The organism is Corynebacterium sp. 5QC2CO, assembly GCF_024580435.1.
Lineage (GTDB): Bacteria > Actinomycetota > Actinomycetes > Mycobacteriales > Mycobacteriaceae > Corynebacterium > Corynebacterium jeikeium_D.
In genome coordinates this window covers 120,939-145,016 of record NZ_JANIKI010000002.1, presented here as the reverse complement: position 1 = coordinate 145,016, position 24,078 = coordinate 120,939, and the positions used below count along the sequence as shown (strand labels likewise).

Here is a 24,078-nt window from a genome sequence, read left to right as displayed (position 1 = left end):
GAGGCCGGCAGGGCGCTAGTCCGTGGGGTATGAATCCGCGGGCTAGCGCTACCTACCGGCCTCTAGAAGCGCTGCTTGCTGCAAGCCCTAGCGCACACGAGTCAAAGGGAAACTAGTTGCCCTTGATCATGTTGCGCAGGACGTACTGCAGAATACCGCCGTGGCGGTAGTAGTCAGCCTCACCAGGGGTATCGATGCGGACCACAGCGTCGAAGTCGAAGGACTCGCCGTTTTCCTTGGTGACAGTGACCTTGACGGTCTTCGGGGTGGTGCCCTCGTTGAGCTCCTCCAGGCCAGCGATATCGAAGGTTTCGGTTCCGTCGATGCCCAGGGACTTCCAGGACTCGCCCTCCGGGAACTGCAGCGGAACGACACCCATGCCGATCAGGTTCGAGCGGTGAATACGCTCGAAGGACTCAGCGATGACAGCCTTGACGCCCAGCAGCAGGGTACCCTTAGCTGCCCAGTCACGGGACGAACCAGTGCCGTACTCCTTGCCGCCAACGACGACCAGCGGAGTGCCCTGCTCCTTGTAGTTCATTGCAGCGTCGTAGATGAAGGCCTGCGGGCCCCCCTCCTGGGTGAAGTCACGGGTGTAGCCACCGGTAACACCGTCAAGCAGCTGGTTCTGCAGGCGGATGTTAGCGAAGGTACCGCGAACCATGACCTCGTGGTTACCACGACGGGAACCCAGGGAGTTGTAGTCCTTTCGCTCAACGCCCATGGAGTCGAGGTACTGAGCGGCCGGGGTACCCGGCTTAATGGAGGAGGCCGGGGAGATGTGGTCGGTGGTCACCGAGTCGCCCAGGGCTGCAAGAACGCGAGCGCCCTTGATGTCGGAAACCGAAGCCGGCTCCATTTCCATGTCCTCGAAGTACGGTGCCTCACGGATGTAGGAGGAGTCATCCTCCCATGCGTAGGTCTTGCCATCCGGAGTCGGCAGGTTCTGCCAACGCTCGTCACCAGCGAAGACGTCCTTGTAGTCCTCGTCGTAGAGCTCAGAGGAGATGGAGGATTCGATGGTGGCCTCGATCTCTTCGGTGGACGGCCAGATGTCGCGCAGGAAGACATCGTTGCCCTCTGCGTCCTTGCCAAGTGCCTGAGTCTCGAAGTCGAAGTCCATGGTGCCCGCAATAGCGTAAGCGATAACCAGAATCGGAGAGGCCAGGTAGTTCATCTTCACGTCAGGGGAGATGCGGCCTTCGAAGTTACGGTTACCGGACAGAACTGCGGTAGCAGCCAGGTCTGCTTCGTTGATGGCGGAGGAAACCTCAGCCGGCAGCGGACCGGAGTTACCGATACAGGTTGCACAACCAAAGCCGGAGAGGTAGAAGCCCAGAGCCTCGAGGTCCTTCCAGAGGTCAGCGCGCTTGAAGTAGCCGTTGACAACCTGGGAACCCGGAGCACAGATGGTCTTGACCCATGGCTTAGCGGTCAGACCCTTCTCAACTGCCTTGCGAGCCAACAGGCCAGCGCCGACCATCACGGATGGGTTGGAGGTATTGGTACAAGAGGTGATGGAAGCGATAGCGACCATGCCGTGGTCAAGGGTGTACTCGCCGCCCTTAGCGGAGGTAACGGTGATCGGCGAGGACGGACGGCCCTCTGCACCCTCAGCAGCGGACTCGCCGTGACCCTCGCGGGACTCGTTGTAGTCGGCGGCCAGCTCGGTGTTCGGAGCAGAAGCCTTAACGGCCTCCTTAACCTCACCGTCGGAGTAGTTGTGCAGATCCTTACGGAACTGCTCCTTGGCGGAGGTCAGCTCGATGCGGTCCTGCGGGCGCTTCGGGCCAGCGATGGACGGAACGACGGTGGACAGGTCCAGCTCGAGGTACTCGGAGTACTCGGCCTCCGGAGTGTTCTCGTCGAGCCACATGCCCTGAGCCTTGGCGTAAGCCTCAACGCGCTCCAGGGTCTCCTTGTCACGACCGGTCAATGCGAGGTACTTGATGGTCTCGCTATCGATCGGGAAGATGGCGGCGGTGGAGCCGAACTCCGGCGACATGTTACCGATGGTTGCACGGTTAGCCAGCGGCAGTTTGGAAACGCCAGCACCGTAGAACTCAACAAACTTGCCGACGACACCGTGCTGACGCAGCATATCGGTGACGGTGAGCACGACGTCGGTTGCGGTAACGCCCGGCTGAATGTCGCCAGTCAGCTTGAAGCCGACAACGCGCGGGATAAGCATGGAAATCGGCTGGCCAAGCATTGCAGCCTCAGCCTCGATACCGCCAACACCCCAGCCCAGGATGCCCAGGCCGTTTTCCATGGTGGTGTGGGAGTCGGTACCAACACAGGTATCCGGGTAAGCCAGGCCGTTGTTGTCGAAGACAACGCGAGCCAGGTACTCGATGTTGACCTGGTGGACAATACCGGTTCCCGGAGGAACAACGCGGAAGTTGGAGAAAGCGCCAGTGCCCCAACGCAGCAGCTTGTAACGCTCTGCATTGCGCTGGTACTCAATCTCGACGTTCTTTTCCAGTGCGTCTTCGCTACCGAAAGCCTCGATGATGACGGAGTGGTCAATGACCATCTCGGCCGGGTTCAGCGGGTTGACCTGATCCGGGTCACCGCCCAGGGTCTTAACAGCCTCACGCATGGTAGCCAGGTCGACGATGCAGGCAACGCCGGTGAAGTCCTGCATGATCACACGAGCAGGGGTGAACTGAATCTCAATCGACGGGTCAGCCGACGGAACCCAGTTAGCGACAGCCTTGATGTGCTCCTCAGTGATGTTGGCGCCATCTTCGTTGCGCAGCAGGTTCTCACCGAGAACCTTCAACGAGTAAGGCAGCTTCTCCATACCCGGCACAGCGTCGAGAGCGAAGTAGTCGTAAGACTTATCGCCAACCTCGAGCTTGCGCAGGGCATCGAAAGAATTCTTGCTTTCAGCCACAGTCAGCTCCATTTCTATTCGGGTGAATTGTCGCCTTAACTGAAGAGTCCGGCACTCGAATTTCGGCTCTCCACAAGGCATAGGTGCGATCACGCCGCCCCTTATCAACCAATTAAAGCAATAATCACGACGCGGGGCACACGAGCCCACGCACACGTTTTTAAGGAAGCGTTACCGTCCTTGCACCAACAATAACAGTACGAACGTTCTGTATGTAGATTGCCCGCGGCGCGCCGAGTTAAGCTACCCCCGTTCACGTCCAAGACAGGCCATTATAGAAAGGACAAACGAAGCAGTATCTCCGCCAAATTGGGGCGCGTGGAAACTATTCTCACGCAAAACAGGAGCACGATACGGAAGGCAGTTAATGCATACGCCAGCAGATTCACAGGCAGCGAAAGAAACCGTCGAAAAGGTGGTCGCTCAGCTACGCACCGACAACATCGTTACAAATAACCCACAGCTCCGAGAAGCGGTCCAGCCAATTGTCGACGATGCAGCAAATCGGGGGGTGCCCAATTTCAATATCATCTACCTAGATAGCGAGAAGATTTACCCCGTCGCCGAACAAAAGAACACCGACATCTTTTCCTTTGCCCGCCAAGTAGCGGACCAAGTCGGCGGAACGACTGTCGTGCGCACACCGGGCAATGTGGCTACCGCATCTGCCGATTTCCCCCGCGCAGCCATTGAACGCGCCGACCACGCAATGATGGAGACTCCACGAGACTATCCGGCGGGTCTCGATGCCTATTTACACGAGCTCACTAACTACGTCGTTCCGTGGACTCTTTACAGCCTCATCGCAGGCGTCGTTATCGTCACACTCTTCGTCGGACTGACGTTCTACTGGCTACGCACACGCCCAACCGCCTAAGAGTTCGCTTTACGACGGACGCTGAAGCTAACGGACCCACTGATTACATTCACCGCCCCCCGGCTTTCCACCCTTAGGCGAGAGGCAGGGCAAATGCCCCAAAAACTGGTAGCAGTGGAGAAATCAGCCACTATCTCATTTGGATAACACTGTTGCAGTCGCCGTAACCGTGTCAACGATTTTCACCAAGGTCAAGCTTTAATGCTTGACCTTTTCTTATGTCCGATACCCCAGGTAGCGGACAGCAACACTCCGGCGCGCCGATAAGTCATCATATAGTGACATAATTCACACAGAAAACTAGGGCTCGCCATAACCGCAGGCCACGGCATATAACGAAACGGTTACAAAGTGAGGGATGGTTGGTAATTTTGTTACTTATGTTTTTTTAGAGCTTTTTGACCCGTAAAGTGCTTCGTGATGCCAATAGTGGACTCAAGGGTCCAGTATTGACCGAAGAAAACTCGCGGGAGCGCCGCTGTTGCTTTTGGTTCTGGTTTCGGTTCGACGTTTTTCGAAGTTCCACTCAAGACCTGGAGGCAACAACGGGAAGATATCCAACGATGGGGAAGTCGCTGGTGTCGATTCTGAGGCGTGAACGCACCCATAGGAGAAATGTAGGAGTAACGCGGTGCCGAGTAATCGCAAAGTCCGTGCATCATATTGGACTCGTCCAATCGCCGGTATTATCACGGCGGGTCTTCTGGCGACGAACACTCAGGTCGCAGCTGCACAACCACTGAATCCGAGCGACGCCCAGTTTCGTCAAGCGCGCGAGGCGGCCTCTAACGCCGAGTCGTACTTGCAGTCCCTGGTCGCCGAGGTAACTTCCAGCGAGCGCCGGGTATCTGACCTCGAGCTACGCATGGGCACTCTCCGCGAGGATGTCAACAAGGCCATGGTGGACCTTGAGAACGCTCGAGATGCCGCTAACCGTGCGCGCGAGGCGGTCGACGAGGCAAGGACCCAACTCGACCGTTCCCGCGCTGAGCTCGTTAGTGCCCAGAAGCAGTTCGACGAGCTAGCACGCACCATCATGCGCCAGGGACGTTCCAGTGGCTCGATTCTCGAGGGTGCGCGAGATGCATCCGAAGCCATTAACCGCCTGTCCGCTTTGCGTCGCGAAGCTGATCGTCAAGAGCAGACCGTTGACTCTCTGGATAAGAATCGAACCGAGGCTGCTAACCAGGAGTCCACGCTTCGCAAGAAGAGTGACGAGGCTCAGCAGGCAGAAGCCACCGCAAACCAGCGAAACACCGATGCTCAGAACGCATACTCCGAGGCAAACGAGGAGCTTCAAAAGGAGCAAGCTGATTACCAGCAGGCTCAGGTCGATCGCGATGCAGCAAAGGCATCTTTGGATGCAGCCCGAAACGCGGTCAACGAGCTGAACTCCCAGCGCCAGAATTATGAGAACGAGCGGGCCCGCAAGGAAGCGGAAGACGCCGCCGCCAAGAAGGCCGCTGAGGAAGCCGCAGCTAAGACTCGCGCAGAGGCGCAGTCGAACCAGACTGATGAGGATTCCTCTTCTGAGTCCACAGATGAAAGCTCTAGCACCACTGGTTCTACGGGCTCGACTGGTTCCACTAGCTCTAACAGCTCCACTGGCTCCACCAGTTCCTCTGAGACGACTGAATCTACGGACTCCTCTGAGTCCACCGAGACTTCGGAATCGTCTAGCACCGGCAGCTCGTCGTCAAGCGGCACCCCGGCACAGACTGTGGTGCCGACGAATCCGGAGACCGGTCAGAGCACCTCGAGTTCTTCCAGCCAGAAGGTTGAGACTGTCATCGCACGCGCGATGGGGCAGCTCGGTGTCCCATACGCATGGGGTGGCGGCAACGCCAACGGCCCGACCAAGGGCATCCGTGACGGCGGAGTAGCTGACTCCCACGGCGACTACAACAAGATTGGTTTCGACTGCTCGGGCCTGACTCTGTACGCCTACGCCGCTGTCGGCATTGACCTGCCTCACTACACCGGCTACCAGTACCAGCGCGGAAAGCACTACCCGGCATCTCAGATGAAGCGTGGTGACCTGCTGTTCTGGGGTCCGAATGGTCATGGCCACGTCGCTATCTACCTGGGCGATGGCAAGATGATTGAGGCACCGCAGTCCGGTTCTGTGGTTAAGATCTCGCCAGTCCGTTATAACGGAATGACACCGAACGTTGTCCGCCTCGTCTAGTTTCTAACGACGTGTTCTACAGGTCGGGCGACCGACCTAAAGAAGGGTTTCTCTGTGACCTACCCAACGCCCACTGACCACACGGACCTCGAGCGCGCATACGCGGAGCTGGGGAAGGTTGTGGTTGGCCAGGAGCACCTGATTAAGCAGCTCTTTATCGCGATGCTCGCAGGAGGTCATGTCCTGCTCGAAGGTGTTCCGGGTGTTGCGAAAACTCTGGCAGTGTCTACTTTTGCCACAGTGATGGGTGGGTCCTACTCCCGCATCCAGTTCACTCCAGATTTGGTGCCATCGGATATTGTCGGCATCCGGATTTTCCGCCAGGACACCTCGGAGTTCATTGTCGAGCCCGGCCCGGTCATGTCAAATATCGTGCTCGCTGATGAAATCAACCGCGCACCGGCGAAGGTGCAGTCGGCACTGCTGGAAGTCATGGCAGAGCACCAGGTGTCCATCGCAGGGGAATCCACGCCAGTACCGGAACCGTTTCTGGTCCTGGCCACGCAAAACCCAATTGAAAACCAGGGTGTCTACCCACTGCCGGAGGCCCAGCGAGACCGTTTCCTATTCAAGGTCCTCGTGGGTTACCCCACTCCGGCGGAGGAGCGGGAGATTGTCTACCGCATGGGGGCCACCTCTCCAGTCGCGCAGCAGATTCTCACCCCAGAGAGTGTTCGGGAACTGCAGCGCGCTACCCGCGAAGTCTTTGTCCACCACACACTGATTGACTACATCGTTGCCGTCATCGAACTCACCCGTAATCCGATGCGGGCAGAGTTGAAGGATGTCGACCGCTGGCTTTCCTATGGCGCATCGCCGCGTGCAACTCTTGGTGCTGTCGCGGCTGCCCGCGCCCACGCGCTGTTTTCCGGTCGCGACTATGTTGTGCCGGACGATGTGGTCTCCGTGCTTCCCGACGTGCTGCGTCACCGCTTGGTCCTGTCCTATGAGGGCCTGGCCGATGGCATTACTCCAGAACGGATTATTGACATCGTGTTGTCTCACGTGCGCCTTCCCCAGGGCGCGAGCACTGGCTCCGATGAGGGCACTGCTTCCTAATGTCAGCTCGTGAAGACGATCTTGCACGTGTCCTGGCGTACTTAGAGCTAACTGTTACGCGTAAGCTCAACGGGCTTTTGCGCGGTAGCTTTCTCTCCACCGCTACTGGAGATGGCTCTGAGCCGGTTGGCTCCCGCGAATACGTCATCGGCGATGACGTTCGCCAGATGAACTGGGCAGTGACAGCCCGTACTGGGGTGCCGCACGTTCGCACCTCCGAGGCCGAGCGCGAGCTGGAGTGCTGGATTGTCGCCGAACCCGCCGCACGTCTGTCCACGGGCTTGGCCGATACCACCAAACGACATCTGCTCACCGCCGCTGCCGGCGCTGTAACGATGCTTAACGACGCTCCGGGGTCCAGAACTGGATTAATCGCCGGTGGCACTCCGGTACCAGCAGGCCAGGGCCGTGCCCACAGCTTGATGCTGCTTAAGCAGTTGGCTGACGCGACCGCTGAGCATAACCTCGCAGCGGATATTGACACAGTAATGACTCAGGCTCCGCGCGCTGGGCTGTTGGTTGTCATCTCGGACTTCCTTGGATCACTTGATTGGGCGCGCCCGCTGCGCGTTGCTTCAGCCTCGACAGAGATTATGGCGATTCGCCTGGTCGATCCAGCCGATGAAGCCTTACCCGGCGAAGGCCCGGTGGTCATGGCGGATTCAGCAACTGGTGAGACCATTGAACTCAACATCAACGACAAAACTCGCGCCGAGTATGCAGCTCAGGCTAGTGCCCACCACGAGCGTGTAATCAATGAACTGCGCAAATGCCGTGCTCGCGTTATTACCTTGCGTACGGATTCCGATTGGGTACTGGATTTTGCTCGACAAATTGGCCAACATTAGCGTCTGAGTAACCGCTTATTAGTGCTATTTTTAGGCCACCGACTAACCGGCTATAACCACTGGTTTATATGCGACTGTTTAGGCGACTGGATGTGAGGAAACTGATACCGCGATGACGTTCCTAAACTCAACTTTTGCGCACCCAGGTTGGCTGCTCGCACTCGCTCTGCCTCTCGTGGCAGCCGTGGCCTATTGGATCAGCACTAAGCAGCGAAAGCAACGTGCCATTGCCTTTGGCAACTTCACCATCGTTGGGTCACTGGGGAATAAGTCGTCGGCACGCCTGCGCCATGTCGTGGCCATCAGTGCGCTGTTGTCTCTAGTTCTGGTCATCATTTCATTGGCTGGTCCGATTTCGGAGACCAAAGTCGCCCGCAACCGCGCAACGGTCATGCTGGTGGTCGACGTTTCGCTGTCCATGTCGGCCACGGATGTTGCGCCCGACCGCATCACTGCCGCTAAAGAAGCCGGCCAAGAGTTCGTGGAGAACCTTCCCGACGACCTCAATATCGGCCTGGTGACGTTCTCTGGCCGCGCTCGCACTGCTGTCAGCCCGACTACCAACCATGACACCGTGAATCGAGCGCTCCAGGCTGCTGAGTTAGATCAGGCGACTGCGACCGGTGATGCTATCGCTGCCGCGCTGGATGCCATCAATCAGTTCAGCGACTCGGTTCAGGGCGGGGGAGAAGGCGCCCCGCCAGCGACAATTGTGCTGCTTTCCGACGGCAAACAGACCGTCCCACAAGAACTCGACGATCCCCGCGGCGCGTATACCGCCGCCGCCGAAGCCGCCAAGGCCGGGGTGCCTGTCAACACGATTTCGTTCGGTACCGCGCAAGGCGCAATCACGGTTCAGGGCGAATTGATTCCAGTGCCTAACGACGACGATTCGCTGCGAGAGATCGCCCGTCGAACAAAAGGTGAGTTCTTCAGCGCTGGTTCCCTCGAGCAGCTCCGCGATGCCTATGGCTCACTGGAAGATGACATCGGTTACGAACTCAAGCGGGCCGAGAATCCGAGGCCCTATCTGATTGCAGCCTTCACGATGCTGCTAGTGACCGTGGGCTCACTGCTTGTGACCAATCGTCGAATTCCGCAGTAGGGCGGGGTTAGGGTGCCGTCGTCAAGCGATTGGTATGGAACCCCAATCGGCAGGAGACGCCGGGGCCGTGAGCAGTCGTCTTATGGAGTCCTCAGACTGCGCTACTAACATGGTTGCCTATGTCTTCTGATAATTTTGACGCTATTTTGCTGTTGTCTTTCGGCGGTCCCGAAAAGATGGCCGATGTGCGTCCCTTCCTGGAGAATGTCACCCGCGGCCGCGGAATTCCGCCGGAGAGGTTGGACGAAGTCGGCGCTCACTATGCGCACTTCGGCGGTAAGTCCCCGCTCAACGATTTAAACCGCGAAATTGTCTCCAACCTTAAAACTGAGCTGACTCGCCGTGGCTATGACTTGCCTGTCTATTTCGGCAATCGCAATTGGCATCCGATGGCTGAAGACACCGCGGCAAAGATGGCTGACGACGGCGTTAAGCGAGCGCTCGTTTTCGCCACTAGCGCCTGGGGCGGATACTCCGGCTGCCGCCAGTATCACGAAGACATTGCTCGGATGCGCGAATCTCTGGGCGACCGTGCTTTTGACATGGAGAAAATCCGGAGCTTCTACGATCATCCGCTCTTTATAGAAGCCTATGCAGACGCAGTGCGTGAGGCGTTTGCCAAGCTGCCGGATGACCGCCGTGACAAGGCCCGGCTTATTTTCACCGCTCACTCTATTCCGGTCTCTGCGGACAAGGCATCCGGGCCGGTAGAGCTCGGCGGAAATCTTTACTCCCGCCAGGTCAACGAAGCAGCACGGCTCGTCGCCGATGCAGTGGGTATCACCGATTTTGACGTCGTCTGGCAGTCCCGCTCTGGCCCGGAGCACGTGCCGTGGTTGGAGCCTGACATCGTCGACCACGTTGAAGCGGAGGTCACCCACGGCCTCCGATCCGCAGTAGTGTGCCCGATTGGTTTCATCTCGGACCATGTTGAGGTCGCCTGGGATTTGGATGCCGAGCTTCAGGATGAAATGGCTCATCACGACATCGTCATCGAGCGTGTCGCAACGCCTGGCCCGACGGCTACTTTCACTGACATGCTCGTGGAGCTCATCGAAGAGCGCATCGCAGATGCCGAACCCCGCCGCCTGGGAAGTGAACCGCTACTCGGCTCGGCCTGCAACGGCGCGCCCTGCGCCGCAGCCTGTTGCACCCCGGCAAAGCGCCGCCCACACTGATTCCTTTGGCTTCAATTGGGCCGCGGGGCAGGGCAAATCTCTAGCGAGTCCACTCCTGAATCGCGTATTCCACCGCGCTCATCCGCGCCTGCCGAATCTTTCGCCACAAGGGGATGAGCTGCGCATCAAACGCGGCGCTGCCGTGCCCCGACTCGCTGCCCTGTGCCACCGCCAGAATCGACGACGCCCGATCAGCTCTGGCGAGCACTCCCAGTGCACGGCGCGGCACATCATCCGGCACAAAAGCCATGTCCAGGTGATCATCGAGCATGCCGACCATCAGCCGGGGATCCACTTTCGGGGCACCACTGCTTGACGACGTCAGCGGTGAACGCGGCATCGCCGCAATCGTGGCAGCCGCAACCCGCGCCGCATCTGCCAACTGTAAATCCGCCTCGCCAGGGGAGAGATAGGCCGGCTCGGGAATGTGGCCTTCCAGTGTGTACCAATGCCACTGCGGGAGGCCTGGCACCGGCGTTGTCACTGGTATGAGCACATGGTTCCAGCCCTGCTCCGCATCCGCAATCACAATGGCCGAGCCTGCTGCGCGTGCAGCTTCAGCGGCGTCGGTTCCCGCAGGCAGTGCAGGTGCATCACCGGGTCCAGAGAGAATGAGGCGGCCGAGGGGACGGTGGTCACTGTGCCAATCTCCCGCTTCAGTAACTGCTCGAAGAAGGCGGAGCATGTCGCTTCGATCGAGATCAGCGTCGCAATCGATGACATTCGGAACCGTGGCGTCGGCAAGCACGAACGTTCCCGGAACTGACGTGGGCCCGCCGAGCGAGTCAAGCGCGTCGAGGAGATGATCGTAGTTTTCCAAACCCGACAACCACGCGCCCAGCCAAAGGGCGATGTGCTGAGTTGGACTCCAGACCTGGTCGAGAACACTGCGCTGCATAGTGCAGCTCATCCTAGTGCAGTGTGTCGTTGGTCCCGTAACCGATGCTGTTAATCTCAGTACCCATGAGCTTTCAAGACCCGTACCGCAATCAGGACGTGTTCGCTGGCGCACGTGGCCACCGCCGTCGTATCCCACAGCCGGCACGCGAGGTGACAGCAGAAAATGGTGTTGTCGTCGAGGCGTCCTATGACGGATTCGTCGGTGCGATTATCGGGTTGGAGAAAACTTTCGACGGCTGGTGCGTTCGCCTGGAGGACCGCCACGGCAAGTCGCGGCTATTTCCCATGCACGAGCGCGGTTTTCTCATCGACGGCAGACCTGTGACTCTGGTGCGTCCGAAAGCACAACCAAAAAAGCCCTCGCAGGATCTGTCGGCATCGGGCTCGCGCAAGGTCCACAACGTCAAGGCCAAGGTTGCTCTCCCCAGCCGTATCTGGGTCGAGGGTATTCATGACGCGGCAATTGTCGAGAAGGTGTGGGGCCACGATCTGCGTGTCGAAGGCGTAGTCGTGGAGTATCTGGAGGGCTTGGACAACCTTCCAGAACGCTTGGCCGAATTTGGTCCGGGTCCGAAGCGCCGCGTCGGAGTCCTGGCAGACCACTTGGTGGAGGGCAGTAAGGAAAGCCGCATGACTCAGCAGCTCGGCCCGCACGTGATGGTCACAGGCCACCCGTTTATCGATGTCTGGCAAGCGGTCAAGCCCTCGTCGGTAGGCATCGAGGCATGGCCAGAAGTTCCTTACGGGGAGGACTGGAAGACGGGAATCTGCCGTCGCTTGGGCTGGGGAGACGACCCCAAGGAGGGCTGGCGACGCGTCTACGCAGGTGTACACACCTACCGTGATCTGGAGTCGGATTTGATTGGTGCAGTTGAGCGCCTGGTCGACTTCGTCACTGAGCCACATATGCAGTACTAACCCCGGAATTCTGACTCCACTCGCCCCACATTTGTTCTGCAAAGTAGGTAGGGTGAGGGCGTGATTCCTCTCCTTTGGCTCGGAGCAAGCCTCCTACTGGTTCTCGGTGAACTCGCGGTCGGAGATTTAGCACTGTTAATGCTCGGAGGTGGTGCGCTGGCAGCGTCCGGTGCGAGCCAGCTTGGAGCGCCGCTTTGGCTGTCAGTGGTCATCTTCGCCGTTGTGTCCGCCGCACTTGTGCTGACAGTTCGCCCTGTGTTGCGCAAGAAGATGGCAAAACCGGACAAGTCCGCTGAACTGGAGTCGCGTCCGGAACTGCTAGCGGGCCGTCATGCTGAGGTCATCGAGCCAGTTTCCTCGTCAGCGGGTCTGATTAAGGTCAATGGCGAGTTGTGGAGCGCGCGCAGTCTTCTGACTGCGAAGACCTTCGATGCGAAGGAAAGAGTCACGATTGTAGAGATTTCGGGCAATACCGCAGTAGTGGACAAGCTGCTCTGAGCAGTCAACTCACTTAAAGGGCGCTCGGAGCACTCTTAGTTACTGACCATTAAATAACTGACCACACAGTTTCTAGCTACGAGGGAATCCCATGGAAGGCTTTATCATCCTCGTCGTTTTCATTCTCGTGGTTGTTACCTTGGTTCTCAAAGCGATTGTCCTGGTCCCTCAGGGTGAAGCGGCAATCGTAGAGCGACTGGGACGATACACGCAGACACTGAACAGCGGCCTGAACTTCATCATCCCGATCATTGACCGAGTGCGCGAGAAGGTCGATACCCGTGAGCGTATGGTCACCTTCCCGCCACAGGCAGTGATCACCGAAGACAACCTGACTGTGGCTATCGATACCGTCGTGACCTTCCAGGTCAATGAACCGGATCGGGCAATTTACGGTATCGATGACTACATCTTCGGCGTCGAACAGATCACCACCGCAACGCTTCGCGACGTCGTGGGTGGCCTGACACTGGAAGAGACACTGACTTCCCGTGACTACATCAACCGCCGTCTGCGCGGCGAGCTGGACGAGGCCACTGCCAAGTGGGGTCTTCGTATCGCTCGTGTGGAGCTGAAAGCCATTGAGCCGCCACCGTCGATTCAGCAGTCGATGGAAAAGCAGATGAAGGCCGATCGCGAGAAGCGCGCCATGATTCTGACTGCGGAAGGTACCCGCGAAGCCGATATTAAAACTGCTGAGGGCCGTAAGCAGGCACAGATTCTCGCCGCCGAAGGTAACAAGCACGCAGCAATTCTGGCTGCTGAAGCTGAGCGTCAGGCAACCATTCTGCGCGCTGAGGGTACTCGCGCCGCTACCTACCTTGAGGCACAGGGTAATGCTCGCGCTATCCAGAAGGTCAACGCAGCTGTTAAGGCTTCACAGTTGACACCTGAGATTCTTGCCTGGCAGTACCTGGAGAAGCTGCCTGAGCTGGCAAATAAGGACGGCAATACTGTTTGGATGATTCCGTCGCAGTTCGGCGACAGTCTCGAGAGCTTCGCTAAGGCTTTCGGCAAGAAGGATGCCGACGGTGTCTTCCGCTATGAGCCTCCGGCCGTGAGCCGCGAGACTAAGGAAGAGGCTGAGCAGGGCCGCGACGAGAACTGGTTCGACATGTCGACCAACCCGGAGTTGGCTCGCGCGGTTGCCGCGGCGAACGAGGTCGCTAACCGCCCGGTTGATGATCCGGTAGCTGCAGCGGCTGGTAATACCCCTGAGAGGAAGAAGAATCGCCGCGTTGATTCGGCTCAGCCCGCTCAGCCTGAACAGTTGGGTGCCCAGAACGGCCCGGCAGCGGTTGAACCTGCAACACCGGCTGCGCCCGCTGCGCCGACCACACCGGCTACGCCGTCAGTTCCTTCCGGCAAACGTGACCTGCCCTCGGCTCCTGGCACCGGTAATACCAATGCAGGCAGCGGTGCGCACTCCACCGATCGTCCAGATTTTTCTGGATGGTCACGTGACCCTTACGCCCCAGAAAATGGGCAGTAAGCTTTTATAACTCATCAGCTCGCTGAAGCAGGTGGACGGCCAGGTTCCATCCGGCCAGCTCCGCCTGCCAGCCAGCTGCTGCGAGGCGCTGATTGACGGCCTGCTTTGAAACTCCCAATTCTTCCGCAGCCTCTACCTGTGAATAACCAGCGCGAACCAAACCAGTTGCCTCGCGGCCTTCGGGGGACCTGCGAGAGATAACGTGGTGCAGCAATGTGAATGCTGCACCAATATCCTCCGAGTAATCCTTACCACGCGGATTGTTAGTCCGAATGCGGGTTTTTACCGTGCCGGCTCTGCCTCCCTTACCGATGACTGAGCTCGATGCCAGATGCGCTTGCTCAATGTCGTCCTGAGGACAAACACCGATACCTATCGCCCAGTCACCTGCGGCCAATAGCGCCAGCACAAGCGTGGTGACTCCCACAGCATTTTCAGGAGCTGCGCGAAGCTCTTCGATACCTGCAACCTCAACAGTTCCTACGCCTTCCAGGCCGGAAAGTGCCTGCGCAGAGGCCTGAACGTGATCTGCCCTGCGAGTAGATCGACCGCGATACCTGGCAAAGACTGAGTACATACGCTCTAGTCTAGCCCCACCCCTTGACAGTTGGGCTAAGACACGTTCCTTCGCTCCGCAAACTCACAGGCAACCAACACCAGCTCGCCGAAAAACTTACGTCTAGCTCAAGAGCACCAAGCGGTGTTTTAACGTTTCGAAGAACCGGTTACGACAGGGAATTTGGCGTCCGCAAGAAGTCCCAGCAAACCAAGCACGAGCAGAATTCCCGTGGCCACCGCAAAGCGCACGTCGAAGCCGACCAACAGCGCGTCGCCAAGCAGAACGACGGCGAGTGTGTTCGGCGCCGAACCTAGGGCAGTGGCGATGATATACGGCACGATTCGTATCGACGACAGCCCACAGGCGTAGTTGAGAAACGAAAATGGCACGCCAGCAATCATGCGCAAGCTGAGCACTGTGAGCCAGCCGCGTTGCTCCAACCGGTGGTCGAGACTGAGAAGACGGCGGTTGGTCAGGTGCGTGCGAAACCAGTCGCGCCCCAGGAAACGCACAATGCATAGGGAGAGAAGGGCAGAAACCGTCGTCGCAGTAATTGCCAGCAGGAAACCGAGCACTGGTCCGAAGAGGATTCCGGAAGCCAAAGTGAATACGGTGCGGGGGATTGGGAACTGAGTCAGTGCAACGTATGCGAGGAAGTAGAGGAGCGGGAACCAGTCACCGGCATCGATGGACCACTGCCGGATGGTAGCGACGGTGGGAACATCGACGTACAGCGTGACGACGACCCCCACACCTACGGCTAGCACCAGCAGAACCTTTTTGAGTGTAGGGGTAATTCGCACATCGGATACGTTCACCCATTTGAGGTTACCGGGGATTGCGGGGAAGCGTGTGACCTGCGAGTTGGAGGCTCTGCGAGGAGGGGTAGTCAGCGGCTAAAGGCGTTTGCCCTTTATTTCACTAGGATGGGAGTCAAGGTCACTATGCCTTGGCTCGAGCACTTGACGTGCCCGTCAGCACAAAACCGAACGTAAGGGTATTGCACAAGTAGCTGAAAAGTTCAGTGCACGGACACTCGGGTGAGTCTTAGCGTCTGACTAGTGGCTCTTATTGACTATTGGAGGAAGCCAACGCCTTTAGATTCCTTTCCGCCGCGGAGAATTCGGAAATTGTCGCAGCCGAATTTCCTCGGTCATGGATTGATAGAGGCGTTGCTTAGAACATGTAAGGGAGAAGGTCTGTCGTGACTGACCGAACGACCCCCGAATCACCTTCCACGCTGCCACCAAACTTCGAGGAATTGCAGAATTCCTGGTATCAGGGCGTGGCCAAGGTATTCGCGCGGGTGCACAAGCAAGACGTTGCAGATGTACCGCTCGATATTTGGAAACGACTGATTCAGACCACCTATGACGGTGTCGATGTTCGCCCGCTCTACACCCGCGCGGACGAGCTCGCGGAAAGCCCAGCTCCGGGCCAGTTCCCATTCGTCCGTGGCGCAAAGGTCACTTCGGACAACACCAACGGTTGGGGCGTTCGGGAGACCTTCGGTCGCCAGTACCCGGGTGAGGATGCCCTTGACCCAAAGGCCGTCAACGAGACTCTGCTGACTGCCCTGGAAAACGGCACCACGGACATCCGACTGGACTTCACCGGCTCCCTCGAAGCCGCTGATGTGCCGGCTCTGCTCAACAACGTCTACGTCGACCTTGCTCCGGTTGCCGTGCATGCCGGTAAGAAGACTGCGCAGGTTGCGGAAGCACTGACGTCCTACATCGAGCAGGCGAACCCGACTAATCCGGATAACATCGCAGTCGAGCTTTCTGCAGCTCCGCTGACCTCCGCTTTTGCCGGTATTGACGATGTTTCTCTCGACGAGGCCACTCAGCTGGCCGTCAAGGCGGCTAAGCAGCCGGGCGACGTCCGCGCCCTGCTTGTCGACGGCGTTGTTTTCTCCAACCTGGGTGCAAACAACATCCAGGAGATTGGCTACAGTCTCGCCGTTGGTGTCGCCTACTTGCGTGCGCTGACCGACGCGGGATTGAGCGCTGAAGAAGCCCTCGGCCAGATCGCTTTCCGCTTTGCCGCTACCGACGACCAGTTCGACACCATTGCGAAGTTCCGCGCCGCTCGCGTTCTGTGGGCCCGCGTTGCTGAGGTTATCGGCGCCCCTGAAGCTGGCCGCGCTCCGATGCACGCCGTGACCGCCCCGGTCATGTTCAGCCAGCGCGACCCGTGGGTCAACATGCTGCGTGTGACTGTCGCCTCCTTCGCCGCAGGTGTCGGCGGTGCCTCCTCAGTTGAGGTTCTGCCATTTGATTACGCAGTTGTCGGCGGCATGCCGAACGTCTCCAATACTTTCAAGGCTCGCATCGCTCGCAACACCAACCTGTTGCTGCTGGAAGAGTCTCACCTTGGTTACGTCGCCGACCCAGCAGGTGGCTCCTACTTCGTCGAAGACCTGACCGAAGAAATGGCCGACAAGGCATGGGAGATCTTCACCGGCACTGAGACCGGCGGCGGTTTCGCCTCCGCGGAGGCCGATATTCGCGCCGCCCTGGACGCTACCTGGGAAAAGCGCCGCGCCGACATCGCACACCGCCGCACCAAGGTCACCGCTATCAACGAGTTCCCGAACCTGGCTGAAGCCCCTCTGGCTCCTGAGGCCCGCCCGGAGGGCGACCCGATTCGCCGTTGGGCCAGCGACTTCGAGGCGCTGCGCAACCGCTCCGATGACTTCCTGGCTGAAAAGGGCAACCGTCCGCTGATTGCCATGCTGCCGCTGGGTCCGCTGGCCAAGCACAACATCCGCACTGGTTTTACCTCCAACCTGCTGGCTTCCGGCGGTATCGCCGTCGCCAACCCCGGCCAGGTTGTGCCGGGCGAGGCCGGTTTCGAAGAGGCAGTGAAGGCCTCACCGATTGTCGTGCTGTGCGCAGCCGACAGCGAGTACGAAGCCTCGGGCCAGGACGCTGTCAAGGCCGCCCGCGCCGCCGGCGCTAAGGAGGTCCTGGTGGCCGGCTCCGAGAAGAGCTTCGCCAATGCCGCTGAGGACGCTCGCCCCGACGGATACCTGAACATGACCATCGATGCTGTCGCGGAGCTGTCCCGACTGCTGAACGAACTGGGAGCGTGAAGGAAGTAATGACCACCATCCCAAATTTCGCTGACATCTCCCGCAACACCGACGACGCGGCCGCTGCCACTAACAAGGCAGCTGCCGCGGAAGCTGGTGAAGTGTGGACCATTCCAGAGGGCATCGATGTCAAGCGCGTCTACGATCGCGCTGACCGCGACGCCGCTGCCGCCGAGGGCCACCCGGTAGATTCTTTCCCGGGTATCGCCCCATTCATGCGCGGGCCGTACCCGACCATGTACACCAACCAGCCGTGGACTATTCGCCAGTACGCAGGCTTCTCCACCGCAGCTGAGTCCAATGCCTTCTACCGCCGCAACCTCGCGGCCGGCCAGAAGGGCCTTTCGGTCGCTTTCGACCTGGCTACCCACCGTGGCTACGACTCGGACAACCCGCGTGTGTCCGGCGACGTCGGTATGGCTGGCGTGGCAATTGACTCGATTTACGACATGCGTGAGCTCTTCCAGGGCATTGACCTGGGCGGCGTCTCGGTGTCTATGACCATGAACGGCGCTGTGCTGCCGATTCTGGCCTTCTACATTGTCACCGCTGAAGAGCAGGGCGTTTCGACCGAGCAGCTGCGCGGTACGATCCAGAACGACATTCTCAAGGAGTTCATGGTTCGTAACACGTACATCTACCCGCCGAAGCCGTCGATGCGAATCATCTCCTCGATCTTCGAGTACACCTCGGCAAAGATGCCGAAGTTCAACTCGATTTCGATTTCCGGTTACCACATTCAGGAAGCGGGCGCGACGGCCGACCTTGAGCTCGCTTACACGCTTGCCGACGGCATCGAGTACCTGCGGGCCGGTATTGACGCTGGCCTTGAAGTTGATAAGTTCGCTCCGCGTCTGTCCTTCTTCTGGGGCATCTCGATGAACACCTTCACCGAGATCGCCAAGCTGCGTGCAGGCCGTATCCTCTGGTCTGAGCTAGTTGGCAAGTTTGGCCCGAAGAACCCGAAGTCGCAGTCCCTGCGTACTCACTCGCAGACCTCCGGTTGGTCGCTGACCGCTCAGGATGTCTACAACAACGTCGCGCGTACTGCTGTTGAGGCTATGGCCGCAACACAGGGTCACACCCAGTCGCTGCACACCAACGCACTGGACGAGGCCCTGGCACTGCCGACTGACTTCTCAGCCCGTATTGCTCGTAACACTCAGCTGCTGCTTCAGCAGGAGTCCAACACTACGCGTCCGGTTGATCCGTGGGCTGGTTCCTACTACATCGAGTGGCTGACTAATGAGCTGGTCAAGCGTGCACGCCAGCACATCGACGAGGTCGAAGAGGCCGGCGGTATGGCACAGGCCACCATCGAGGGCATTCCGAAGCTGCGTATTGAAGAGGCCGCAGCTCGTACGCAGGCCCGTATTGACTCGGGCCGTCAGGCTCTCATCGGCGTGAATAAGTACCAGGTCGAAGAGGACGAGGCCATCGAGGTTCTCAAGGTTGAGAACTCCCGCGTGCGCCAGGAGCAGATTGACAAGCTGGCTCGCCTGCGCGCCGAGCGCGACGAGGAAGAGGTTCAGAAGGCACTGGCCGCTCTGACCGACGCTTGCCGTAACCCGGGTGAACCGGGGGACCTGGACAAGAACCTGTTGAAGCTCGCTGTCGACTGTGCTCGCGCCATGGCCTCCATCGGTGAAATCTCCGACGCCATGGAAGAGGTCTTTGGCCGCCACCAGGCCGAGATTCGTACCCTCTCCGGCGTCTACAAGGACGAAGTTGGCAAGGAGGGAGCCGTGTCCAACGTCTCCAAGGCCATCGCCATGGCCGATAAGTTCGAAGAGCAGGAAGGTCGCCGTCCCCGTATCTTCCTGGCCAAGATGGGCCAGGATGGTCACGACCGTGGCCAGAAGGTCATCGCGTCCGCCTACGCGGACCTCGGCATGGACGTTGACGTGGGACCGCTGTTCCAGACTCCGGAGGAGGCCGCCAAATCGGCAGTCGACTCGGATGTCCACGTCGTCGGTGTTTCTTCACTAGCCGCCGGACACCTGACGCTCGTTCCTGCCCTGCGCGATGAGCTAGCAAAACTGGGGCGCGAGGACATCATGATTGTTGTCGGTGGTGTTATCCCACCGGGCGACTTCCAGGAACTCTACGATGCCGGCGCCGCGGCTATTTACCCGCCGGGCACTGTCATCGCTGATTCGGCAATCGACATGATGACCAAGCTCTCTAACGAGCTGGGTCTCGACCTTGCCGTTGACGAAGAGTCCTAAATAACTACCGCATCCGCGCTGGGCTGACTGTTCAGCTCAGCGCGTTGTCGGAATTGAGAAGTAGCGATGAACGAGTATCTTGAAGAAAACCTGGGCACCCTCGTCACTACCGCTGGCACGGTCGTTGAGGGAAAGACCGCTGTAGCCCCCGAAGTCGTCCGTCGTGCGCGACGACGGATAGATGTCGACGACCTCTTTGAGGGCGTGCGGGCTGGAAACCGCACTAAGTTGGCTCGGGCAATCACGCTGCTGGAGTCGACTGCTCCGGCGCATAAGGTGCTGGCTCAAGAGCTACTGGTGAAGTTGCTGCCATTTTCCGGCAAGGCCATGCGCGTCGGACTTACCGGCGTCCCCGGCGTCGGTAAATCAACCACGATTGAAACCCTCGGGTTAAAGCTGATCGAAGAAGGCCACCGCGTTGCGGTGCTGGCCATCGACCCGTCGTCGACGAAGTCCGGTGGCTCGATTCTGGGCGACAAGACCCGTATGTCCCGGCTCTCGGCCGCGGATGAAGCCTTCATCCGTCCGTCGCCCTCTGCGGGCACACTCGGTGGTGTCGCCAAGGCAACGCGTGAGGCCATGGTGGTGCTCGAGGCCGCAGGCTACGACATTGTCATCGTCGAAACTGTCGGCGTCGGTCAGTCCGAGGTCGCGGTGGCCCAGATGGTGGATACGTTTGCGTTTCTGGCACTCGCCGGCGCCGGTGACCAACTCCAGGGCATCAAGAAGGGTGTGCTGGAGATGGCCGACGTGATTTCTATCAACAAGGCGGATGGTAAGAACTTGCGTCCGGCAAAGCGCGCTGCGCGTGATCTGATGACGGCCATGAAGATGGTTCGCTCCTCAGACCAAGTCTGGACGCCACCGGTACTGACTATGTCGGCATTGGAGGACGACGGCATCGACAAGTTCTGGCAGGCCATCGAGGACCATGTCGAGGCTATGCACGAGAATCATCTCTTTGATGAAAACCGCGCTAACCAGCAGATTAAGTGGATGTGGTCCATGGTGCACGAAACGCTCTTGCAGCGACTCAACACCAACGAGGCTGTGCAGACAGAGAGCACCCTGGTGGAAAAACAACTCCGCTCGGGGCAGCTGACACCGACGCTCGCCGCCCAGCGCATCATGGAGGCATTTGACCAGGGAAGGGCATCGAACGCCGGGCTCGCCAACTAGGTTCAGAAGGGCGCGCGGTTTCGTCGTAAAGCGAGTAAAGCGGGCGTATCCGTGTACGCCTACTGACCGCGGTGATGGGGCGGATCGCTGTAGAGCGTGTGTTCGGCGAAGTGGAGAGCGTTGACCACCAGGTTGGTGAGGTGCTCGTCGGGCTGAGAATAGAAGCTAGACGTGCCTTCCTTGCGGGTCTGCACCATATTGGCCATGCGCAACTTCGCCAGGTGCTGAGAAATCGCGGGGACGGGGCGATCGAGCGCACTAGCGATGGCGGTGACGGTCATCTCCCCGTCACGAAGGAGCGACAGGATGGAGAGACGCGTCTTGTCGGCCATCAGCTTCAATACGTTAGTGGCAACGTCGAACTCGGTGCTCGTAGGAGCCTTCTCAGTCATTTGGAGGGGTTAGTCCTTTCGAAGTCGACATGCCAAACACTTACTATGTTCAATGAGTTGAACCTTACTACGTATTGATACCAGTATTCAATTTCAGATGTCACAATAGGCTGTCACGAAAAGGGGAGAGTGCACCTAAGGGGCAGCGACCAAAGGTACTGAAAATTCCTTCAGTAATATCATCTGCATGGATTGGTTGATGGGCACCTTCCCGTGGCTGGTGGAGGACTTAACGTGGTGGCAAGTACTATTTTTCGCACTCGACTACACGATTAAGTTCATCGCGATTGGATGGGTGCCGGAAAACCGAAGCCCATCGGCTTCGACGGCGTGGCTGCTACTGATTCTGCTGATTCCATTTATTGGCCTACCTCTGTTCCTCTTCCTGGGCTCGCAGCAAATCACGGGCCGTAGGCACGAGGTACAGGCACTGGCGCAGGAGCTCATTGCGGAACGTACCGAGCATCTGCCCGACGTACCGGATGATGCCGAGATAGAAGATGATGTTGTCAACGTATTCAAGCTCTCGCGTCAGCTCACGGGAATGCCGGCAATTGCCAGCGCGGAAAAGGGACTTTTCACCGAATTCGATGCCTCCATTGACCGCATGATTGAGACCATCGATGCGGCCCAGAAATCAATCCACGTGCAGTCCTACATCTTTGCACTGGATCCCAGCACGGAGCCTTTCATACAGGCTCTTGAGCGCGCGCACGACAGGGGACTAGAGGTCAAGGTACTGGTCGATCCAATTGGTTCGTGGAAGTACCCCGGCTACTACAAGCTGAAAAAGCGCCTGGTCCAGGCTAAAATCTCCTGGCACCCGATGCTGCCCGTGAGCTTGCTGAAGCTCACCTGGCGCCGCCTGGATCTGCGTAATCACCGCAAGCTCGTAGTTATTGATGGCGACATTGTATTCATGGGCTCGCAGAATTTGATTGAGCCCGAATATCAGAAGAAAAAGAACCATAAGATCGGCCGTCGCTGGGTGGACACGTGGATTGAGCTCGAGGGCGATATCGCGCTGGCTTTCGATGCAGTTTTTGCGGTTGATTGGACCAGCGAGCTATACAAAACCCCGGAAGCCACCAGGGACTATTCACTCCACAACACTGAGGTCGACGACAACTACAACGTTGTCCAGGTGCTGCCGTCGGGTCCGGGCTTCAGCACGGAGCCGAACCTGCGCGTCTTCAATAACATGATCTACCAGGCGCACGAGCGGATTATCGCCGTCAGCCCGTACTTCGTCCCCGACGAGTCCATGCTCATGGCTCTGACCTCCGCCGCATATGGAGGCATCGACGTCCAGCTCTACGTCAACGAAGAGTCCGATCAGTTCATGGTCGGTCACGCGCAGCAGTCCTACTACCAGGCACTGCTAACCGCTGGCGTGAAGATCTACCGCTATCCGGCACCTGCGGTCCTGCACTCCAAGTTCATGGTCATCGACGACCGCATGGCCATGTTCGGCTCCTCCAACCTGGATATGCGCTCGTTCGGCCTCAATTACGAGATCACGCTTCTTTCCGCCGCCGGTTCCATCGTGGACAAACTGATCACGCTTGCCGACGAGTACCGCGACAAATCCCTCCTGCTCACACAGGAGGAATGGAATGACCGGCCCCTTCGCCAGCGCTACCTGGACTCTGTTTTCCGCTTGACCTCGGCGCTGCAGTAGGGCAGTACCATTGGTCCGACAGAGAAAGCAAAAATCCCGAGACCTGCATTTACTGCAGTTTCTCGAGACTTCACATTGTGTCCGGAGGGGGACTTGAACCCCCACGCCCGTTAATAGGGCACTAGCACCTCAAGCTAGCGCGTCTGCCATTCCGCCACCCGGACCGGGTAGGAAGCACTTCCGTGCTGACCTGTGATACTGTATCCCGACTACATAATGAAACACAAATTGGCAGGTCAGCGGGGCATTAGCACGCCAAACCCGGGTGTAATTACATCAGCGGTGTTAGCCCCGCATCCTCCTTGGATTCACGCCGAGGATCAGGCTCTGCAGATAGGAAGTCTGGTGAAGTCCCTGCAGCGCGCTCATAAAGTAGGCACACTGGTAGTTATGACTACGAATTCCAACGACACCGCAAACAACGCTACAAACAACACTGCAAATGCTCCGGTTTTCCCGGGACCAGATCCGTACGCACCGCTGAAGGATTTGCCAACCTTCGAGCTGTCCTCGCCAGATATCAAGGACGGCGAGAAGATTGCGGATGAATTCCGCGCTCCGTCGAATGTTTCCCCACAACTGGATTGGGCAAATCTGCCGGAGGGAACTAAGTCCATTGCCGTGACCTGCTTCGATCCGGATGCTCCGACCGCTTCGGGCTTCTGGCACTGGGCTGTCTTCAACATTCCAGCGACCGAAAAGGGTCTGCCACAGGGAGCTGGCTCCGAAGACGGCTCTAAGCTGCCAGAAGGCGCTATCCAGCTTGTCGGCGACTCGGGCATGCGCGGTCACTACGGAGCTAACCCACCGGCGCAGCATGCCCCACACCGTTACATGTATGCGGTGCACGCGGTCGACGTGGAGAAGCTTGATGTTCCGGAAGATGCGACGCCGACCGTGCTTGGCTTCAATCTGTACTTCCACTCGATTGCGCGTGCCATCATCACGCCGTGGTGGGAGAACGTCGGGGAGTAGGGATA

At 58.6% G+C, this 24,078-nt stretch carries 19 protein-coding genes and 1 tRNA gene; 14 read left to right on the top strand and 6 right to left on the bottom strand.

Annotation, left to right across the window (positions count from 1 at the left end; genetic code table 11):
- Window positions 1-112: 112 nt before the first annotated feature.
- On the bottom strand, window positions 113-2,899 hold the full coding sequence (gene acnA, locus NQ014_RS02605) for an aconitate hydratase AcnA (RefSeq protein ID WP_257073585.1): 2,787 nt from the start codon (window positions 2,897-2,899) through the stop codon (window positions 113-115).
- Window positions 2,900-3,266: 367 nt separating this feature from the next.
- Here acnA and NQ014_RS02600 point away from each other — a divergent pair, with 367 nt between their 5' ends.
- The 6 genes from NQ014_RS02600 (at window position 3,267) to NQ014_RS02575 (ending at window position 10,154) form a co-directional block, all read left to right on the top strand.
- Window positions 3,267-3,776, top strand: coding sequence for a DUF6676 family protein (locus NQ014_RS02600; RefSeq protein ID WP_257073584.1), 510 nt, complete (start codon window positions 3,267-3,269; stop codon window positions 3,774-3,776).
- A 631-nt stretch (window positions 3,777-4,407) separates the two neighbouring features.
- Window positions 4,408-5,964 (top strand): DIP1281 family NlpC/P60 protein, encoded by a 1,557-nt coding sequence (locus NQ014_RS02595; RefSeq protein WP_257073583.1) that lies wholly within the window; start codon window positions 4,408-4,410, stop codon window positions 5,962-5,964.
- 54 nt (window positions 5,965-6,018) lie between these two features.
- Window positions 6,019-7,023 carry a MoxR family ATPase gene (locus tag NQ014_RS02590; RefSeq protein WP_257073580.1) on the top strand — a complete coding sequence of 335 codons (1,005 nt, stop codon included), beginning with the start codon at window positions 6,019-6,021 and terminating at the stop codon, window positions 7,021-7,023.
- A complete protein-coding gene (locus tag NQ014_RS02585; protein WP_257073579.1) occupies window positions 7,023-7,871 on the top strand; it encodes a DUF58 domain-containing protein in 849 nt (282 codons plus the stop codon). The genes NQ014_RS02590 and NQ014_RS02585 overlap by 1 nt, the downstream gene beginning before the upstream one ends.
- A 112-nt stretch (window positions 7,872-7,983) precedes the next feature.
- Entirely contained in the window at window positions 7,984-8,976 is a 993-nt protein-coding gene (locus NQ014_RS02580; protein WP_016422769.1) for a VWA domain-containing protein, read from the top strand.
- A 119-nt stretch (window positions 8,977-9,095) separates the two neighbouring features.
- A complete protein-coding gene (locus tag NQ014_RS02575; RefSeq protein WP_257073577.1) occupies window positions 9,096-10,154 on the top strand; it encodes a ferrochelatase in 1,059 nt (352 codons plus the stop codon).
- 40 nt (window positions 10,155-10,194) lie between these two features.
- On the opposite strand, the gene NQ014_RS02570 is transcribed toward NQ014_RS02575, so the two are convergent.
- Window positions 10,195-11,052 carry a hypothetical protein gene (locus NQ014_RS02570; RefSeq protein WP_257073575.1) on the bottom strand — a complete coding sequence of 286 codons (858 nt, stop codon included), beginning with the start codon at window positions 11,050-11,052 and terminating at the stop codon, window positions 10,195-10,197.
- Window positions 11,053-11,117: 65 nt separating this feature from the next.
- Here NQ014_RS02570 and NQ014_RS02565 point away from each other — a divergent pair, with 65 nt between their 5' ends.
- The 3 genes from NQ014_RS02565 to NQ014_RS02555 all read left to right on the top strand — a co-directional run bounded on the left by NQ014_RS02565 (window position 11,118) and on the right by NQ014_RS02555 (window position 13,962).
- Window positions 11,118-11,972, top strand: a complete 855-nt coding sequence (locus NQ014_RS02565; protein ID WP_257073574.1) for a DUF3097 domain-containing protein — start codon at window positions 11,118-11,120, stop codon at window positions 11,970-11,972.
- 60 nt (window positions 11,973-12,032) lie between these two features.
- Window positions 12,033-12,470 carry an NfeD family protein gene (locus NQ014_RS02560; RefSeq protein WP_257073571.1) on the top strand — a complete coding sequence of 146 codons (438 nt, stop codon included), beginning with the start codon at window positions 12,033-12,035 and terminating at the stop codon, window positions 12,468-12,470.
- A gap of 91 nt (window positions 12,471-12,561) precedes the next feature.
- Window positions 12,562-13,962, top strand: a complete 1,401-nt coding sequence (locus NQ014_RS02555) for an SPFH domain-containing protein (RefSeq protein ID WP_257073569.1) — start codon at window positions 12,562-12,564, stop codon at window positions 13,960-13,962.
- 4 nt (window positions 13,963-13,966) lie between these two features.
- Here NQ014_RS02555 and NQ014_RS02550 read toward each other — a convergent pair whose 3' ends face one another.
- Together NQ014_RS02550 and NQ014_RS02545 are read right to left on the bottom strand one after the other, a co-directional pair.
- A complete protein-coding gene (locus NQ014_RS02550; protein ID WP_049190712.1) occupies window positions 13,967-14,539 on the bottom strand; it encodes a hypothetical protein in 573 nt (190 codons plus the stop codon).
- Window positions 14,540-14,667: 128 nt separating this feature from the next.
- Window positions 14,668-15,339 carry a TVP38/TMEM64 family protein gene (locus NQ014_RS02545; protein WP_052317814.1) on the bottom strand — a complete coding sequence of 224 codons (672 nt, stop codon included), beginning with the start codon at window positions 15,337-15,339 and terminating at the stop codon, window positions 14,668-14,670.
- 386 nt (window positions 15,340-15,725) lie between these two features.
- Here NQ014_RS02545 and NQ014_RS02540 point away from each other — a divergent pair, with 386 nt between their 5' ends.
- The 3 genes from NQ014_RS02540 to meaB all read left to right on the top strand — a co-directional run bounded on the left by NQ014_RS02540 (window position 15,726) and on the right by meaB (window position 21,025).
- Entirely contained in the window at window positions 15,726-17,618 is a 1,893-nt protein-coding gene (locus NQ014_RS02540) for a methylmalonyl-CoA mutase family protein (protein WP_373467697.1), read from the top strand.
- Between the two features lie 8 nt (window positions 17,619-17,626).
- Window positions 17,627-19,846 (top strand): methylmalonyl-CoA mutase, encoded by a 2,220-nt coding sequence (scpA, locus tag NQ014_RS02535; RefSeq protein ID WP_005510731.1) that lies wholly within the window; start codon window positions 17,627-17,629, stop codon window positions 19,844-19,846.
- Window positions 19,847-19,912: 66 nt separating this feature from the next.
- Window positions 19,913-21,025, top strand: coding sequence for a methylmalonyl Co-A mutase-associated GTPase MeaB (meaB, locus tag NQ014_RS02530; protein WP_070547122.1), 1,113 nt, complete (start codon window positions 19,913-19,915; stop codon window positions 21,023-21,025).
- 59 nt (window positions 21,026-21,084) lie between these two features.
- Here meaB and NQ014_RS02525 read toward each other — a convergent pair whose 3' ends face one another.
- Window positions 21,085-21,417, bottom strand: a complete 333-nt coding sequence (locus NQ014_RS02525) for a metalloregulator ArsR/SmtB family transcription factor (protein ID WP_048734120.1) — start codon at window positions 21,415-21,417, stop codon at window positions 21,085-21,087.
- Window positions 21,418-21,604: 187 nt separating this feature from the next.
- Here NQ014_RS02525 and cls point away from each other — a divergent pair, with 187 nt between their 5' ends.
- Window positions 21,605-23,098, top strand: coding sequence for a cardiolipin synthase (gene cls, locus NQ014_RS02520; protein ID WP_373467696.1), 1,494 nt, complete (start codon window positions 21,605-21,607; stop codon window positions 23,096-23,098).
- Window positions 23,099-23,176: 78 nt separating this feature from the next.
- Here the strand turns inward: cls and NQ014_RS02515 are convergent.
- Window positions 23,177-23,262 (bottom strand) — tRNA-Leu (locus NQ014_RS02515).
- 226 nt (window positions 23,263-23,488) lie between these two features.
- Between NQ014_RS02515 and NQ014_RS02510 the strand changes: the two genes are divergently transcribed.
- Window positions 23,489-24,073: a YbhB/YbcL family Raf kinase inhibitor-like protein gene (locus NQ014_RS02510; protein ID WP_257073558.1), complete on the top strand. Its 585-nt coding sequence runs from the start codon at window positions 23,489-23,491 to the stop codon at window positions 24,071-24,073.
- The last annotated feature ends 5 nt before the right edge of the window (window positions 24,074-24,078 follow it).